The organism is Janthinobacterium sp. FT14W (assembly GCF_009208755.1).
GTDB classification, from domain to species: domain Bacteria; phylum Pseudomonadota; class Gammaproteobacteria; order Burkholderiales; family Burkholderiaceae_D; genus Janthinobacterium; species Janthinobacterium violaceinigrum.
In genome coordinates this window covers 100,415-117,444 of record NZ_WFLL01000017.1, presented here as the reverse complement: position 1 = coordinate 117,444, position 17,030 = coordinate 100,415, and the positions used below count along the sequence as shown (strand labels likewise).

At 63.2% G+C, this 17,030-nt stretch carries 6 protein-coding genes; 5 read left to right on the top strand and 1 reads right to left on the bottom strand.

Translation table 11 applies throughout. From position 1 onward, the window contains the following. Window positions 1–14 precede the first annotated feature (14 nt). The 4 genes from GCN74_RS13845 to GCN74_RS13830 all read left to right on the top strand — a co-directional run bounded on the left by GCN74_RS13845 (window position 15) and on the right by GCN74_RS13830 (window position 13,881). Window positions 15–8,651 carry a YDG domain-containing protein gene (locus GCN74_RS13845; protein WP_226939030.1) on the top strand — a complete coding sequence of 2,879 codons (8,637 nt, stop codon included), beginning with the start codon at window positions 15–17 and terminating at the stop codon, window positions 8,649–8,651. Between the two features lie 154 nt (window positions 8,652–8,805). Further along, complete coding sequence (locus tag GCN74_RS13840; RefSeq protein WP_152257208.1) at window positions 8,806–9,648, top strand: sulfotransferase family protein; 843 nt, start codon at window positions 8,806–8,808, stop codon at window positions 9,646–9,648. A 289-nt stretch (window positions 9,649–9,937) separates the two neighbouring features. Beyond that, window positions 9,938–11,383, top strand: coding sequence for a glycoside hydrolase family 19 protein (locus GCN74_RS13835; RefSeq protein WP_264372887.1), 1,446 nt, complete (start codon window positions 9,938–9,940; stop codon window positions 11,381–11,383). A gap of 113 nt (window positions 11,384–11,496) precedes the next feature. Further along, the gene (locus GCN74_RS13830) at window positions 11,497–13,881 is read left to right on the top strand and encodes a chitinase C-terminal domain-containing protein (RefSeq protein WP_152257207.1); all 2,385 of its coding nucleotides are present in this window, start codon (window positions 11,497–11,499) and stop codon (window positions 13,879–13,881) included. 119 nt (window positions 13,882–14,000) lie between these two features. Here GCN74_RS13830 and GCN74_RS13825 read toward each other — a convergent pair whose 3' ends face one another. Continuing rightward, window positions 14,001–15,281, bottom strand: coding sequence for a maltoporin (locus GCN74_RS13825; protein WP_152257206.1), 1,281 nt, complete (start codon window positions 15,279–15,281; stop codon window positions 14,001–14,003). Window positions 15,282–15,588: 307 nt separating this feature from the next. On the opposite strand from GCN74_RS13825, the gene GCN74_RS13820 reads away from it, so the two are divergent. Beyond that, window positions 15,589–16,899 (top strand): ABC transporter substrate-binding protein, encoded by a 1,311-nt coding sequence (locus tag GCN74_RS13820; RefSeq protein WP_152257205.1) that lies wholly within the window; start codon window positions 15,589–15,591, stop codon window positions 16,897–16,899. Window positions 16,900–17,030 lie beyond the last annotated feature (131 nt).

Here is a 17,030-nt window from a genome sequence, read left to right as displayed (position 1 = left end):
ATGGCTTGCTGAACGTGGCGGTGGACGGGGGCGCCGTGGGCGCGCTGGTGAATAACGGCGGCTTGATCCAGGCCGATGGCGGCAGCGTGGTGCTGACGGCGCAGGCGGCGGGCGACTTGCTGAAAACGGTGGTCAACAACACGGGCGTGATCGAGGCGCACAGCATCGACACGCGCGGTGGCACGATCAAGCTGCTGGGCGACATGCACAGCGGCACGGTGAACGCGGCAGGCACGCTCGATGCCAGCGCGCCGGAGGGCCGCAATGGCGGCTTCATCGATACCTCGGCCGCGCACGTGAAGATCGACGATGGGCTGAAGGTGACGACGGCATCGGCCAAGGGCTTGTCCGGCACGTGGCTGATCGACCCGACCGATTTCAATATCGCCGTTTCCGGCGGCGACATGACGGGCACTTTCCTGAGCAACTCCTTGAAATCGGGCAATGTGCAGATCCAGAGCGTCTCGGGCGGCAGCGGCACGCAGGGCAATATCAACGTCAACGACAACATCAACTGGACGGCCAACAAGCTGACCCTGACGGCGCAAAACAATATCAACATCAACAAGGCCATGCGCGGCGCGGGCACGGCCAGCCTGGCGCTCGAATACGGCCAGAGCGGGGTCGCGGCAGGCAATCTGTCCACCTACAACGTCAAGGCGGAAGTCGACCTGCCATCGGGCAACAATTTCAGCACCAAGCTGGGCAGCAACGGCAGCGTGGCCGTGTATCAGGTGATCAACAGCCTGGGCGCCTTCAACAGCACGAGCGGCAGCGACGTGCAGGGCATGCAGGGCAATTTGTCCGGCAAGTATGTACTGGGCAGCAATATCGATGCACGCGGCACTTCCGGCTGGGATGGCGGCAAGGGTTTCGTGCCCATCGGCAGCGATGGGGCGCCGTTCACCGGCACGCTCGATGGCCTGGGCCATGAAATCGTGGGCTTGACGATCAGCCGCCCTGACGTGCCCGTCGGCATGTTCGGCAGTATCGGCGCCGCTGGCGCCGTGCGCAATTTAGGGTTGAGCAACGTCAACATTGCGGGCTCGGCAGCGACCTATGGCAGCAGCTATGCCGGCATCGGCGCGCTGGCTGCCGCCAATAATGGCAAGATCGATAACGTTTACAGCAGCGGCGCCGTGAGTGGCTCCGGTTACGTCAACCTGGGCGGCCTGGTCGGCATCAATGCAGGAACGATCAGCAATAGCCGCGTCTCCGGCACGGTGGTCTCCGCCGGCGATCCCGGACCGGGCGGCTATGGCGCTGCAGGCGGTTTCGTGGGTCTCAATGCTGCGGGCGGCTTGATCAAGAGCAGCTCCAGCTCCGCCACCACCAGCTCCACGCGCTACGTCGCGGCCGGCCTGGTGGTCACCAATTCGGGCACCATCAGCGATAGCTATGCAACGGGCACCGTTAACGCAGGCGGCAACTATGGCGGCGGCCTGGTCAGTTTCAATAATGCCACGATCAGCAATAGCTATGCGACAGGCGCGATGAACGGCACGGGCAGTGCTGGGGGCCTGGTAGGGACCAATAACAGCGCCAGCGCGACCATCAGCAATAGCTACGCGACGGGCAAGGTGACTTCCACGGGCGGCTATGTGGGCGGCCTGGTGGGCTTGTTGCGCGGCACCTTGAGCAACAGCTATGCGACGGGCGACGTGCAGACCACCTCGCTGGCAGGCGGCGTCGTCGGTTATAACGTGGGCGGCACCATCACGAATGTGTATGCCACCGGCAAGGTGACGGGCGGTGGCGCCAGCGTCGGCGGCATCGTCGGCGAGCACAATTCCGGCTCCGTCAACCGCGCCTATTTTGACAGCACGGTGAATTCCGGCCTGAACGGCATCGGCCAAAGCTTCAATGGCGCCACCTCGAATGCGCAGGGGCTGAGCACGGCGCAGATGCTGGTATCGAGTAATTATGCGGGTTTCAATTTCACGACCACGGGCGGCGCCAGCGGCAACAACTGGGTGGCGGTGAGTGCCGACGGCACGCTCAATGGCGGTAGCGGCACGCGTCCGATGCTGGCATCCGAATGGTCGTCGATCATCAACTCGGCGCACCAGCTGCAATTGATGACGATGAATCAATCGGCCAGCTACACCCTGGGCAGCAGCTTCAGCGCCGCCACGACGGCCGCCAATGGCAAGGATATCTGGGGAACCACGGGCTTCATTCCCGTCGGCACGGCGGGTGCGGCCTTTACGGGCAGCCTGGACGGCGCAGGCAATATCATTTCCAGCCTGAACATCGCCAAGGCGGGCGCGAGCAACGTGGGCCTGTTCGGCGCCATCGGCAGCGGGGGCGTGGTGGCGAATGTGGGCTTGTCCGGCGGCAGCGTGGCGGGCGGCACGAATGTGGGCGCCCTGGCAGGCAGCAATGCGGGTACGATCAGCGGCAGCTTTGCCACCAGCGGCGTGACGAGCACCTCCACCGGAGGCGGCCTGGTGGGCAGCAATACGGGCACGGTCGTAAACAGCTATGCCAGCGGCGCCGTCAGCGGCGGCAGCACCGTCGGCGGCCTGGTCGGCAGCAATAGCGGCAGCATCGCCACCAGCTACGCGAACGGCAGCGTGAGCGGCTCCGGCAGCGTGGGCGGCCTGGTGGGCGCCAATGCGGCCAGCGTCACGGGCAGCTACTGGGACACGGCGGCCAGCGGCCAGCTGGCCAGCGCGGGCGGCACGGGCATGACGACGGCGCAGCTGAAAAACCTGTCGAATTACACGGGGGCGGGCTGGGAACTGGCGCAGATGTGGGTGGTCTACGACGGCCAGAGCGCACCTTTCCTGCGCTCATTCATGAAGCAGATCGCCGTGCGCGTTTCCTATGACAGCAAGGTGTATGACGGCGTGGCCTATGCGGGCGGCAGCAATAGCGTCACCTACTCGAATACGGTGGCAGGCGCCAGCCTGCTGGGCACGCCCGTGTATGCGGGCAATGCCACTGGCGCCGTGAATGCGGGAACGTATGGCGTGTCGGCCAGCGGCCTGTACTCTTCGGGCGGCCAGTCCGGCTACGCGATCAGCTATATCGATGGCGGCCTGGTGATCACGCCCAAGTCTGTCACCCTGAGCGGCGGTGTCGTGGCGGGCAAGGTTTACGACGGCACGACCACGGCCTCCATCAGCGGCACCCTGAACGGCGTGCTGGCTGGCGACCTGGCCAATGTGAGCTCGGCCGTGAGCGGCACGTATGCGAGCAAGAATGCGGGCAATAACATTGCCGTGACGACCAATGCCACCCTGGGCGGCAGCGCCGGCGGCAACTATGCGCTCGTACCTGTCGTTGGCTTGACGGGCAATATCGGCAAGGCCACCATCAGCGGCGTGACCGGCATCGTGGCCGGCAACAAGGTTTATGACGGTAGCGCCACCGCCAGCCTGAACACGGCGGGCGCCACGTTTGCGGGCATGGTGGGCGGCGACAGCTTGACGGTGTCGGGCGCCAGCGGCAGCTTTGCCGACAAGAATGCGGGCAACGGCAAGGCCGTCAGCATCAGCGGTATTGTTCTGGGCGGCCTTGACGCGGGCAATTACAACTTGACGGGCACGACGGCCAGCAGCACAGCCGATATCAGCAAGGCCAATATCACGGGCGTGGCGGGCATCGTGGCCGGAAATAAAGTGTACGACGGCAGCGCCGCCGCCAGCCTGAACACGGCAGGCGCCACGTTTGCCGGCATGGTGGGCGGCGACAGCCTGACGGTGTCGGGCGCCAGCGGCAGCTTCGTCGACAAGAATGCCGCCAACGGCAAGACGGTCAATGTCAGCGGCATGGTCTTGGGCGGCACGGACGCCGATAACTATAATTTGCTCAGCAGCACGACTAGTACGACGGCCAACATCAGCAAGGCCACCATCGCCAGCGTTGGCGGCATCGTGGCTGGAAATAAAGTGTATGACGGCAGCGCCGCCGCCAGCCTGAACACGGCGGGTGCCACGTTTGCCGGCATGCTTGGCGGCGACAGCTTGACGGTCTCGGGCGCCAGCGGCAGCTTTGCCGACAAGAACGCGGGCAACGGCAAGACGGTCAGCATCAGCGGCATCGCGCTGGGCGGCGCGGATGCGGGCAACTATAACCTGAGCAGCAGCACGGCCAGCAGCACAGCCGATATCAGCAAGGCCACCATCAGCGGCGTGGCTGGCATCGTCGCCGGCAACAAGGTGTATGACGGCAGCGCCGCCGCCAGCCTGAACACGGCAGGCGCCACGTTTACGGGCATGGTGGGCGGCGACAGCCTGACGGTGTCGGGCGCCAGCGGCAGCTTTGCCGACAAAAATGCCGCCAACGGCAAGACGGTCAATATCAGCGGCATTACCTTGGGCGGCACGGATGCCGGCAACTACAACCTGAGCAGCAGCATGGCCAGCAGCAGTGCGAATATCAGCAAGGCCACCATCAATAGCGTGACCGGCATCGTTGCTGAAAATAAAGTGTATGACGGCAGCGCCGCCGCCAGCCTGAATACGGCGGGCGCTGCATTTGCCGGCATGGTGGCCGGCGACAGCTTGACGGTCTCGGGCGCCAGCGGCAGCTTTGCCGACAAGAATGCGGGCAATGGCAAGACGGTCAGCATCAGCGGCATCGCGCTGGGCGGCACGGATGCGGGCAACTACAACCTGACCGGCACCACGGCCAGCAGCAGTGCCGATATCGGCAAGGCCACCATCGCCAGCGTGAGTGGTTTGGTGGCCGGCAACAAGGTGTATGACGGGAACATGACCGCCAGCCTGAACACGGCAGGCGCCGCTTTCAGCGGCATGGCGGGCGGCGACAATCTGACGGTGTCCAATGCGGTCGGCACGTTCGGCGACAAGAACGCCGGCAATGGCAAAGTCGTCAATGTCAGCGGCATCGTGCTGGGCGGCACGGACGCGGGCAATTACAACCTGGCCAGCGACACGGCCACCAGCAGTGCGAATATCAGCGCCAAGGCATTGACATTGACGGGCTTGAGTGGCGGCAATAAAGTCTACGACGGCACGGTCAATGCGAACCTGACCGGCGGTACCTTGAATGGCCTGGTCAACTCGGAAACCCTGGCCTTTATCGTCCAGGGCGCAAGCTACAGCGACAAGAACGCGGGCATCAGCAAGACCATTACGGTTGGCGGCGTGACCTTGAACGATGGCACTGGCCTGGCCAGCAACTATACGCTGAGTGCGCCTGCCAGCCTGACGGGCGATATCACGAAGGCGACGATTTCCGGTATTAGCGGTTTGACTGCCCTGGACAAGGTCTATAACGGCAACGTCAACGTCAGCCTCAGTCCCAGCCTGGCTGTCATCAATGGCAAGATTGCGGGCGACGACGTGCAATTGTTCAGTGCGAACGGGGCGTTCACGGATAAGAACGTGGGAAGCAACAAGACCGTCAATATCACCAATATCGCCCTGTCTGGTAGCGATCTTGGAAATTATAACTTCACCAACAACACGGCCAGCGCCACGGCCAGTATCACGCCCAAGGCTGTCACGCTCTCCGGTGTGACGGCGGGCAATAAGGTCTACGATGGCACGACGGCCGCCGTGTTGTCGGGCGGGACCTTGAGCGGCATGGTCGCGGGTGAAACGCTGGGCTTCAGCGGCGGCGTCGGGACGTTCAGCGACAAGAACGCGGGCACGGGCAAGCTGGTCACGATCAGCGGTACTGTCTTGCAGGATGGCACTGGCCTGGCCAGCAATTACACCTTCACCAGCCCAGGCAATGTGAGCGCCAACATCGGCAAGGCGACCATCAGCAGTGTGACGAACGTGGGCGTCAATAACAAGACTTACGACGGCCTGGCGGATGCCACGCTCACCGGTGCGGCCACCTTCAATGGCAAGATTGGCAACGACAGCCTGACGTTGTCCGGCAACGGCGCCTTCAGCGACAAGAACGCGGGCAATGGCAAGACTGTCAATGTCAGCGGCATCACCCTCGGTGGCGGGGACGCGGGCAACTACATTCTGGGCAGCAATACCGCCAGCGGCACGGCCGATATCACGCCGAAAGCCCTGACGGTCGTGGGCCAGGTGGCGGGCAACAAGGTCTACGACGGCAATGCGGTGGCGCAACTCACCGGCGGCAGCCTGAGCGGCCTGGTGGGCGACGAAACCCTGGCCATCGGCGGCCAGACGGCAGCGTTCAGCGACAAGAATGCGGGCAGTGCGAAGGCCGTGACGGTCAGCGGTACAACCTTGCTCGACGGCTCCGGTTCGGCCAGCAATTACACGGTCAGCAACCCGACGGGCTTGACGGCCAGCATCACGCCGAAAGCCCTGACGGTCGTGGGCCAGGTGGCGGGCAACAAGGTCTACGACGGCAATGCGGTGGCGCAACTTATTGGCGGCAGCCTGAGCGGCCTGGTGGGCGACGAAACCCTGGCCATTGGCGGCCAGACGGCAGCGTTCAGCGACAAGAACGCGGGCAATGCGAAGGCCGTGACGGTCAGCGGCACCACCTTGCTCGACGGCTCCGGCTGGGCCAGCAATTACACGGTCAGCAACCCGACGGGCTTGACGGCCAGCATCACGCCGAAAGCCCTGACGGTGACAGGCCAGATGGCGGGCAACAAGGTCTACGACGGCAATGCGGTGGCGCAACTCACCGGCGGCAGCCTGAGCGGCTTGGTGGGCGACGAAACCCTGGCCATCGGCGGCCAGACGGCAGCGTTCAGCGACAAGAACGCGGGCAGTGCGAAGGCCGTGACGGTCAGCGGCACCACCTTGCTCGACGGTTCCGGCTTGGCCAGCAATTACACGGTCAGCAACCCGACGGGCTTGACGGCCAGCATCACGCCGAAAGCGCTGACGGTCGTGGGCCAGGTGGCGGGCAACAAGGTCTACGACGGCAATGCGGTGGCGCAACTTATTGGCGGCAGCCTGAGCGGCCTGGTGGGCGACGAAACCCTGGCCATCGGCGGCCAGACGGCAGCGTTCAGCGATAAGAACGCGGGCAGTGCGAAGGCCGTGACGGTCAGCGGCACCACCTTGCTCGACGGCTCCGGCTCGGCCAGCAATTACACGGTCAGCAACCCGACGGGCTTGACGGCCAGCATCACGCCGAAAGCCCTGACGGTCGTGGGCCAGGTGGCGGGCAACAAGGTCTACGACGGCAATGCGGTGGCGCAACTCATCGGCGGCAGCCTGAGCGGCCTGGTGGGCGACGAAACCCTGGCCATCGGCGGCCAGACGGCAGCGTTCAGCGACAAGAACGCGGGCAATGCGAAGGCCGTGACGGTCAGCGGCACCACCTTGCTCGACGGTTCCGGCTCGGCCAGCAACTACACGGTCAGCAACCCGACGGGCTTGACGGCCAGCATCACGCCGAAAGCCCTGACGGTCGTGGGCCTGGTGGCGGGCAACAAGGTCTACGACGGCAATGCGGTGGCGCAACTCATCGGCGGCAGCCTGAGCGGCCTGGTGGGCGACGAAACCCTGGCCATCGGCGGCCAGACGGCAGCGTTCAGCGACAAGAACGCGGGCAATGCGAAGGCCGTGACGGTCAGCGGCACCACCTTGCTCGACGGCTCCGGTTCGGCCAGCAATTACACGGTCAGCAACCCGACGGGCTTGACGGCCAGCATCACGCCAGCGTCCATCAGCGCCATTGCCGGTATCGTGGCAGCGAACAAGGTGTACGACGGCAGCACGACGGCCAGCCTGAACCTGGCGGGCGCCAGCTTCAATGGCATGGTGGCCGGCGATGCCTTGAGCCTGGCCAGCGGCCCCGTCGTTGGCACATTCGGCGACAAGAATGCCGCAGCGGGCAAGACCGTGACCATCAGCGGTCTGGGCCTGGGTGGCGCCGATGCGGGCAACTATGTACTGGCCAGCAACCTGGCCAGTACCACGGCGGATATCACGCCAGCCACCCTGACGGTCAGCGCCAGCGCCCTCAACAAGGTGTATGACGCCACGACGAATGCCGTGGTCACGCTGCGCGACAACCGCATCGGCAATGATCAGCTGAGCATTGCCAGCAATGGCGCCAGCTTCGGCGACAAGAATGCGGGCGTGGGCAAGACGGTGACGGTGGCCGGCATACGCTTGAGCGGCGCGGACGCGGGCAATTACGTGGTCAACAGCACTGCCAGCAGCACGGCCACGATTGCACAGGCGGCGCTGACGGTGAAGGTCGATAACGCTGAAAAAGACCAGGGACGCGCCAATCCCGACTTCAGTGCCGGCTACAGCGGCCTGCTCGGTGGCGACACGCTGGCCGCTGAAGTGAGCGGCAAGCTGGCGTTCAGCACGCCGGCGACGACGGCTTCCGCGGCCGGCAATTATCTGGTATCGGCATCGGGCCAGACGTCGAACAACTACGCACTGAACTATGTTGACGGCGTGCTGAAAGTCAAGCCGACGGAAGCGCTGCAAAGCGCTGTCGCGAACGTGATTGCGGCTGTCGCCGTGGCGCCGTCGCAAGGCAATATGGTGCAGGCCGACATGATCGCCAGTGGCGAGGCGGCGCCAGGCAAGTCCGCCGCCACGCAGGATGCGCCGCGCGAGGCAGAGCAGCGCGCGGCAGGCAGCGCACCGGTGGTGCAGCTGGCGGGCAATGTGGTCGGCAACGTCTTGCCGGGCCTGCGCCTGAGCGTGGTCGACAGCGGGCTGCGCTTGCCGGCCGAAGCTGGTGGCAACACGCGCCAGGACAGCCAGTAAGGCACGCTGCGTCTCCCTGCGGGGATGCGGGAAATGCCGCTTCGTGTTTCGAAGCGGCATTTTTTTATGCCGCCGCGCCGTTGCAACACTCATATAATTGCTGCACCATCCTGTTTTCCTTCAGAAGCGCAGCGCTGAACAGAAAGTACATCGCATGACATCCAATTTCATCGGCGTAGCCGGCCTGCCGCGCGCCGGCTCCACCTTGCTGTGCCAGTTGCTGGCGCAGCATCCCGACCTGCATTGCGAAGGCAATAGTTCCCCCCTGTGCAATGCCTTGCTGGGCATGCGGCGCATGGTCAGCGACGATGCCTTCTTCCTGTCGCAACTCGATACGACGTTCGAGACCAGCTACGGCCACCTGAAGACGGCCATGCAGGGTTTCTTGCGCGGCTGGTACCGGGACTGCGGCAAGCAGGGCGTGGTCGACAAGAACCGTGCCTGGCTGCACTGCGTGGAAATGCTGCTGCAACTGGCGCCGGAAGCGAAAATCATCGTCTGCGTGCGCGAACTGGGGCAAGTCTACGGGTCCATCGAGGCGCAGCACCAGCGCACCATCCTGCTCGACTTCGTCGATCACCTGGCCGACTTCGACCGCCTGGGACGGGCCGACATGCTGTTTGCCAAGGACCGCACCATCGGTGCCCCCTTGAGTTCGCTGCAGGCCGTGCTGGACCTGCCCGTCGAGGTGCAGCAGAAACTGTATTTCGTGCGCTTCGAAGACTTGATGGCGCGGCCCGTGGAATGCATGTCGCACCTGTACGCATGGCTGGGGCTGGCACCATTCCAGATCGACCCGCAGGCGCTGGCGGTGGGCATCCAGGAAAGCGACAGCCACTACCGCATGAAATACACGCACCGCCAGCAAGCCACCATCAGTGCGCCCAAGCAGCATGCGATTCCGCCGCGCATCCAGGCACAAATCGAAAGTGCGTACGGCTGGTTTTATGAGCTGTATTACCCGGAAATAGGGCAATCGGCGCCGAAACCGGCCTGATTCTGGCGCGGCAGTGCTAATACCACTTGCCGCGCCGTCGCCTGCGCGGTATTGCCGGTAGCGCTCGCGGAAGCTTCCTTTTTTTCTTTCCCCATTCTTCGCCTGTCATGGCGTGGCAAGACCGCCTGAAGTCACTGGTATTGTAAATAACAGCGTTATGCAAAACCACTTGACTACCAATTTTTAGCGTCGCATTCTCTGTGCAGAAAGCCGACGCTTCGCTGTGCTTTCTTTACGTACAACATAAAAAGCTACTTCGATAGTTTTCGTATAACGTTCAGGAGACATTGTGAAGACACGGCAAATTAGCCGGCTGGCCTCGCCTTTGATGGCTGGCCTGCTGGGCAGCGCGCTGCTCGCTTGCGGCGGCAATTCCACCACCGAACCCCCATCGACCCTGCTGGCCGCCACGGCCGCCAGCGACAGTTGCGCGGCCTGGAGCGCCAGCGCCGTCTACACGGCAGGGCAGTGCGCCGTCTACGACGGCAAGGTGTACCGGGCCAAATGGTGGGTGCAGGGCACGGCGCCGAACAACGACCAATGGGGACCGTGGAGCCTCGATACCACCACGCCCACTCCAACACCGACGCCGACACCCACTCCGACGCCGACGCCCACTCCAACGCCGACACCGACGCCAGGCGTGCCCACCAAGGCCCAGGCCGAGGCCAACGAGGCGGCGCTGACGAACAACGATTTCTTCCGCAAGGTCAAGGCGTCGATCCGCACCCTGGGCAATGCGGCCGTCGAGGCCGTGCAGCCTGGCCTGGCCAGCAACCCCCTCAACGTCAGGCGCGTCGAACGCCTGCTGCCGGCGGCGAAGTGGGATTACTATTTTGCCGCGCGCGACGCCAGCTACACCTACCAGCGCTTCCTGCAGGCAGTGGCCAAGTTCCCCGCCGTGTGCGACGACTACAGCGACGGGCGCAATGCGGACGCCATCTGCCGCCACAGCCTGGCCACCATGTTTGCCCACTTCGGGCAGGAAACGGGCGACCACAACGCCAGCAGCCCGCTGCCGCAATGGCGCCAGGGCTTGAAGTATTTGCGCGAGCTGGGCTGCGACGAAACGGGCGCCGGCTGCGGCTACAACGTCGAGTGCGCCGACCCCGTCTTCAACAAGGTCTGGACCTGCGGCACGAATGCGGACGGCAGCTTCAAGAAATACTTTGGCCGCGGCGCCAAGCAGCTGTCGTACAACTACAACTACGGCCCCTTCTCGCAAGCCATGCACGACGGCGACCAGTCCGTGCTGCTGAAAAACCCGGACCTGGTGGCCTCGACCTGGCTGAACCTGGCTTCGGCCACGTTCTTCTTTGTCTATCCGCAACCGCCGAAGCCGTCGATGCTGCACGTGCTCGACGGCACGTGGGTGCCGAACGCGGCCGATACGGCGGCCGGCGCGGGCAATAACTTTGCCACCACGATCATGATCATCAATGCCGAATGCGGGCAGGGTACGGAAAAGCAGGCCGCGCAAAACCGCATCGATTACTACAAGCAATTTGCCACGGACATGGGCTGGAATTACTCCGGCGAACAATTGTCGTGCGCCAATATGCAGCGTTTCACCCCGGCCAGTTCCGCTTCCTACAACATCTATTGGGAAAAGAACTGGAGCGCCGGCGGCGACAACCAATGCCAGCTGGTCAGCTATCAAACCCCGTACAGCGCCTTGCAGGCGGGGAACTACGTGAAATGCGTGGAAGCCAACTGGAATGTGAAGTTGCAGTAGCAGTAACGCAGCAAATGCCGGCCAGGGATAACAGTTGACAAGAGCCCCACGAGGGGCCTGCAACAAGCTCGCAATGTACTAGTTGTACAAACCATAATGGAGACAGACACCACATGAAATCGAATGCATTATTGATGGCCCTGCTCAGCGGCGTGCTCGTCGCTTGCGGCGGGGGCCAGGATGGCACCACCGCCACGCCGAGCAGCCTGCACGCCACCGTCGACGCTTGCGCCGTCTGGGATGCCGCCACCGTCTACACGGGCGGCCAGTGCGTGACTTATCAGGGCGTCACCTACAAGGCCAAGTGGTGGACGCAGGGCAATGTCCCCAGCGCCAACGACCAGTGGGGGCCTTGGGCCGTGACGGACACGCCTACACCGACGCCGACGCCGACACCAACACCGACACCGACACCAACACCGACACCGACACCGACACCGACACCGACACCGACACCGACACCGACACCAACGCCGACGCCAACGCCAACGCCAACGCCGACACCGACGCCAACGCCAACGCCCACGGCTTGCCGTCCCGACGGCCTGATCTCGGCCGTGCCGAATGTGCCTTATTGCAAGGTGTACGACACGAATGGCCGCGAAGTGCTGGGCAATGGCTTGAACCGGCGCATCGTCGGCTATTTCGCCAGCTGGCGCACGGGCGTCGATGGCAGTCCCACGTATCTGGTGAATAACCTGCCATGGGACAAGATCACCCACCTGAACTATGCGTTCGCCACCGTCGATGCGGCCACGTCGAAGATCGCCATCGGCAGCGGCGCGGCCAATCCCGACACGGGCCTCACGTGGCCGAACGTGCCGGCCGCCGCCATGGACCCGTCCTTGCCGTACAAGGGCCACTTCAACTTGCTGTCGCAATACAAGAAGAAGTATCCGGGCGTGAAACTGATGATCTCCGTGGGCGGCTGGGCCGGCAGCGGCGGCTTCTACACGGCCACGACGAATGCGGACGGCAGCGTGAACACGGCCGGCATCAATACCCTGGCCGATTCCATGGTGGCGTTCGTGCGCCAATACAACTTCTTCGATGGCGTCGATGTCGATTACGAGCATCCGACCACCAACAATGAAGCGGGCAATCCGAACGACTTCGCCGTCTCGAAACCGCGCCTGGCGGGCCTGATGACGAGCTACAACGTGCTGCTGAAAGTGCTGCGCCAGAAGCTCGACGAAGCGGCCGTGCAGGACAATAAGTATTACCTGCTGACCATCGCCGGTTCCGCCTCGGGCTGGGTCTTGCGGGGCGAGGAAAACATGTCGGGACTGAAATATCTCGATTACGCCAGCCTGATGTCGTATGACTTGCACGGCGCGTGGAACCAGTACGTGGGACCGAACGCGGCGCTGTTTGACGACGGCAACGACGGTGAGTTGCGTGCCGGTAATGCCTACCAGTTCCAGAACATCGGCTACCTGAATACGGACTGGGCCTACCGCTACTACCGTGGCGCCATGCAGGCGGGGCGCATCAATATCGGCGTACCGTTCTATACGCGGGGCTGGAAGGATGTGACGGGCGGCACCAACGGCCTGTGGGGCACGACGCCGTTGATCAGCTCCACGGTCACGTGCGCCGGCACCAAGACGTGCGGCACGGGCGCCACCGGCATCGACAACGTGTGGTTCGACCTGGACTCGCAGGGCAAACCGACGCCCGGCGGCGGCAACCCCATCTGGCATGCGCTGAACTTGCAGAACGGCATCGTGCCGAGCTACCTGGATGCGTATAAAGTCACGGACAAGGCGCTGGTGGGCACCTATGTGCCGTACTACAGCAGCACCATGGTGGCGCCGTGGCTGTGGAATGTGACCAAAAAAGTGTTCATTTCCACGGAAACCACGCAATCGATCGCGGCCAAGGCCCAGTACATCGTCAACAACAACATCGGCGGCGTGATGATCTGGGAAATGGCGGGCGACTATGCCTGGGATGCCACGCGCAATGGCGGCAAGGGCGAGTATTTCATGGGCACCACCCTGACGGACGTACTGTACCAGGCCTTCCGCACGGCTGGCGTGTATGGCAACAAGCGCGCCGAAATCGCCATGCCGGGCACGGCGGCCAATGTCAGCATCACCCTCGGTGGCTGGAAGCTGGGCGATAACAACTTCCCCATCAATCCGGTGATGACGGTGAAGAACAACACGACGACGACCTTGCCGGGCGGCACCGTGGTGGAATTCGACTATCCCGTCTCCGCGCCGTCGGACATGGGCGACCAGTCGGGCTTCGGCTTGACGGTGATCAATGCCGGCTACACGGGGCCGAACAATATCGGCGGCTTCACGAAGAACTACAACCGGGCCCGCTTTGCGATTCCCGCCTGGCAATCGCTGGCGCCGGGCGGTTCCGTGGCGCTGACCCTGAACTATCGTTTGCCGATCTCGGGACCGGCCAACTACACGGTCACCGTGGGCGGCACGAAGTATGCGCTGACGCAGGAGTATCCGGAATTGCCGGTGGCGCTGCCGTAAGGTTGCTGATGTCGTAAAGTAAAAAGGGCGGAACCGCGGTTCCGCCCTTTTTTTGACCCTGATGCAAGTACTGGGGGCGGACTCTCCGGGGCCGCCCCCGGCGTGTTTTTGGGCTCAGCTTAAAACCATGTCTCCACCTGGAAGCCATAGGACGTGCCGCTGGTATTGTTGTTGTAGATCGGGCCGCCGTTGTTCGACGCGTTGACCGAGGCGGTGGCCGCATCGTTCCATTTGCCGTAGGTGACAAAGGCGCGCAGTTCAGGACGCGACCACAGGCCAGGACCGGCCGAGATCGTCGGCGCGATGGTCAGCTTGGTCAGGCGCTTGGCCGGCAGGCCGCCCGCTTGCGTCACGCGGTCCGTGCCCAGTTCGCCCACCAGCTTGAAGTTGTTGGTGAAGGCGTAGACGGGACGCACGCCGACCGAGGTCCAGGTCGAGGAACCGGTGGCGTTGGACTCATCTTTTTGCCACAGGGCAACGAATTCCATGCCGAAATTTTCCATCGGCTGGATCGCCATGTCATTGAAGACGCGGGTGCGCTTGCGGTCCGAACCGAAAGCCGTGTTGCCCGAGGCGCCGAACTGGCCGTTGCCGTCGCCGCCGATACCGGGGCCGACGCCGTACTGCACGCCGAAGGTATTGCCGCCGCCAAACACCTTGCCTTGACGGTGGAAGGCCGACAGTTGCCAGCCGTTATGTTTCGGGCCGTAGATGTCGTTGTCCTTGCCTTCGGCCGTGATGATGGTGGCGGCCAGGTCCAGGGTGCCGTTTTCATTCACGGGAATTTCGCCGTAGATGAAGTTCTGGCGCACGGCCGAACGGGTGCCGAGGATGGCGCCCGTGACGGGATCGCGGGCATTGATGTCGTTATCCTTGAAGAAGGCGTACGAGAATTTGCCCGGGCCGGCGGGAATGCGGTCCAGGCCGGCGCCCGTGCCGTTCATATTGATGTACTGCATATCCAGCATGTGGATGTCGGGACGGTAGTAGAAACGCTTGCCGACCCAGGCCGTGCCGCCGTTCAGGAAGTCGAGTCCCTGTGCTTCGACGTAGGCCTTGACGATGCCCAGCTTGTGGTCGCCGAAGTCGGAATTCGGCGCGTAGGCGTTGACCCAGATGGTGGCCAGGTAGTTCACACCGCCGGACTTGGCGATGGACTTGGTGTAGCCGAACTCCGTGTAGGCGTCGCACTCATTGCCCAGACGGTATTTCATGGTATTGCCGCCCAGGCCGAAGCAGCCTTGCGAGCCGCCATCGCCCGAGGTATTGCTGCCGGCGCCGGCGCGCAGGTAGCCGTGGAAACCTTCGGCATCGGATGGGTACATGGGGTCGGCAAGGGCGGAAGCGCTGGCGATGGCCAGGAGCAGGGCGGGCAAGGTTTTCAATGCTGTGCGGTTCATGCGGTCTCCAGAAGGATGTAGGTGGTAGCGGCGGCGCCTGAGGTCGCCACCGCGCACGGTCTAATGCCGAAAACCAAGTCTAGCAGCGCTTTTTTAACCAGCCTGATACAAAATGAGCAAGTCGCGATACTTTCTTTCAGAGTGTTGTTTTTGCCTCATGTCGATACTCTTGCGCATAGCGGGCCTGCAAAAGAGTATCGAATTGCGGTTTCGGAGTATCAGAAAGTATCAAAGTCCGGTGCTACATTGTGGTCGTGGTGCTAAGTACCTGAGCATTGCCAACGACAAAAAACACTGGAGACACACAATGAAACGTACCGCCATTGCCGCGCTGTGCGCCGGCGCCTTCTGCTTCGCCTCGTCCGCCTGGGCCGCAACCGACCTCGTCATCGCCACCGTCAACAACGGCCACATGATCGAAATGCAAAAGCTCAGCAAGTTTTTCGAGCAAGCCAATCCCGACATCAAGCTCAAGTGGGTGACCCTGGAAGAGGGCGTCCTGCGCCAGCGCATGACGACCGATATCGCCACCAAGGGCGGCCAGTTCGACGTGATGACCATCGGCCTGTATGAAACCCCCATCTGGGGCAAGAAAAACTGGCTGATTCCCATCAAGCCGGACGCCAAGTACGACATCGACGACCTGTTGCCCGCCATCCGCGAAGGCCTGTCCGGCGACGGCAAGCTGTACGCGTCGCCGTTCTACGGCGAAAGTTCGATGATCATGTATCGCAGCGACCTGGTCAAAAAGGCGGGCGTGACGATCGAGGACCGCCCCACCTGGAACCAGCTGCGCGACGTGGCGGCCAAGCTGCACGATCCGGCCAATGGCGTGTACGGCATCTGCCTGCGCGGCAAGCCGGGCTGGGGCGACAACATGGCCCTGATCACCACCATGGCCAATTCCTATGGCGGCCAGCTGTTCGACATGCAATGGAAGCCGCAATTCACGAGCAAGCCGTGGAAAGACGCCGTCACCATGTATGTGGACCTGATGAAGAAATACGGCCCGCCGGGCGCGGCCGCCAACAGCTTCAATGAAAACCTCGCGCTGTTCAACCAGGGCAAGTGCGGTATCTGGATCGACGCGACGATTGCCGCCTCCTTCATCACGGACCCCAAGCAAAGCAAGGTGGCCGACAAGGTGGCGTTCGCCCAGTCGCCCATCGGCATGACGGAGCGGGGCGCCAACTGGCTGTGGATCTGGTCGCTGGCCATTCCCTCGAGCTCCAAGCATCCGAATGAGGCGCAGCGCTTCATCAACTGGGCCACGTCGCCCGACTACGTGAAACTGGTGGCCAAGGAAACGAGCTGGGCCAACGTGCCGACGGGCACGCGCAAGTCGACCTATGCGAGCCCCGAATTCCAGAAAGTGGCGAAATTTGCCGCCGCCGAAGGCAAGGCCCTGGCCACCACGCGCGCCGTGCAGAGCACCTTGCCGCCATCGCCATATGTAGGCGTGCAATTCGCCTCGATCCCCGAATTCCAGGTGATCGGCGTGGCGGCCGGCCAGCAGATGGCGGCTGCGTTGCTGGGCAAGGTGACGGTGGAGCAGGCGCTGGAATTGTCGCAGCAGACGGCTGAGCGGGAAATGCGCAAAGGCGGGTACTACAAGTAAGAGGATAGCCTGACCAAACCTACTGCGCGTCGCGCTTTGCGGCCGGCGATGCTCACCGTACTAAAGTACGGCTGCGCTTCTCGGGCACAAGGGGGCGCCGAGCCTCACTGCCGCTCGCTACGGTTTTGTCA

What these genes read in the sequence shown, in the direction of transcription:
- GCN74_RS13840 (WP_152257208.1), top strand. Translation starts at nt 8,806, where the DNA reads ATGACATCCAATTTCATCGGCGTAGCCGGCCTGCCGCGCGCCGGCTCC.
- GCN74_RS13830 (WP_152257207.1), top strand. Translation starts at nt 11,497, where the DNA reads ATGAAATCGAATGCATTATTGATGGCCCTGCTCAGCGGCGTGCTCGTC.
- GCN74_RS13825 (WP_152257206.1), bottom strand. Translation starts at nt 15,281, where the DNA reads ATGAACCGCACAGCATTGAAAACCTTGCCCGCCCTGCTCCTGGCCATC.
- GCN74_RS13820 (WP_152257205.1), top strand. Translation starts at nt 15,589, where the DNA reads ATGAAACGTACCGCCATTGCCGCGCTGTGCGCCGGCGCCTTCTGCTTC.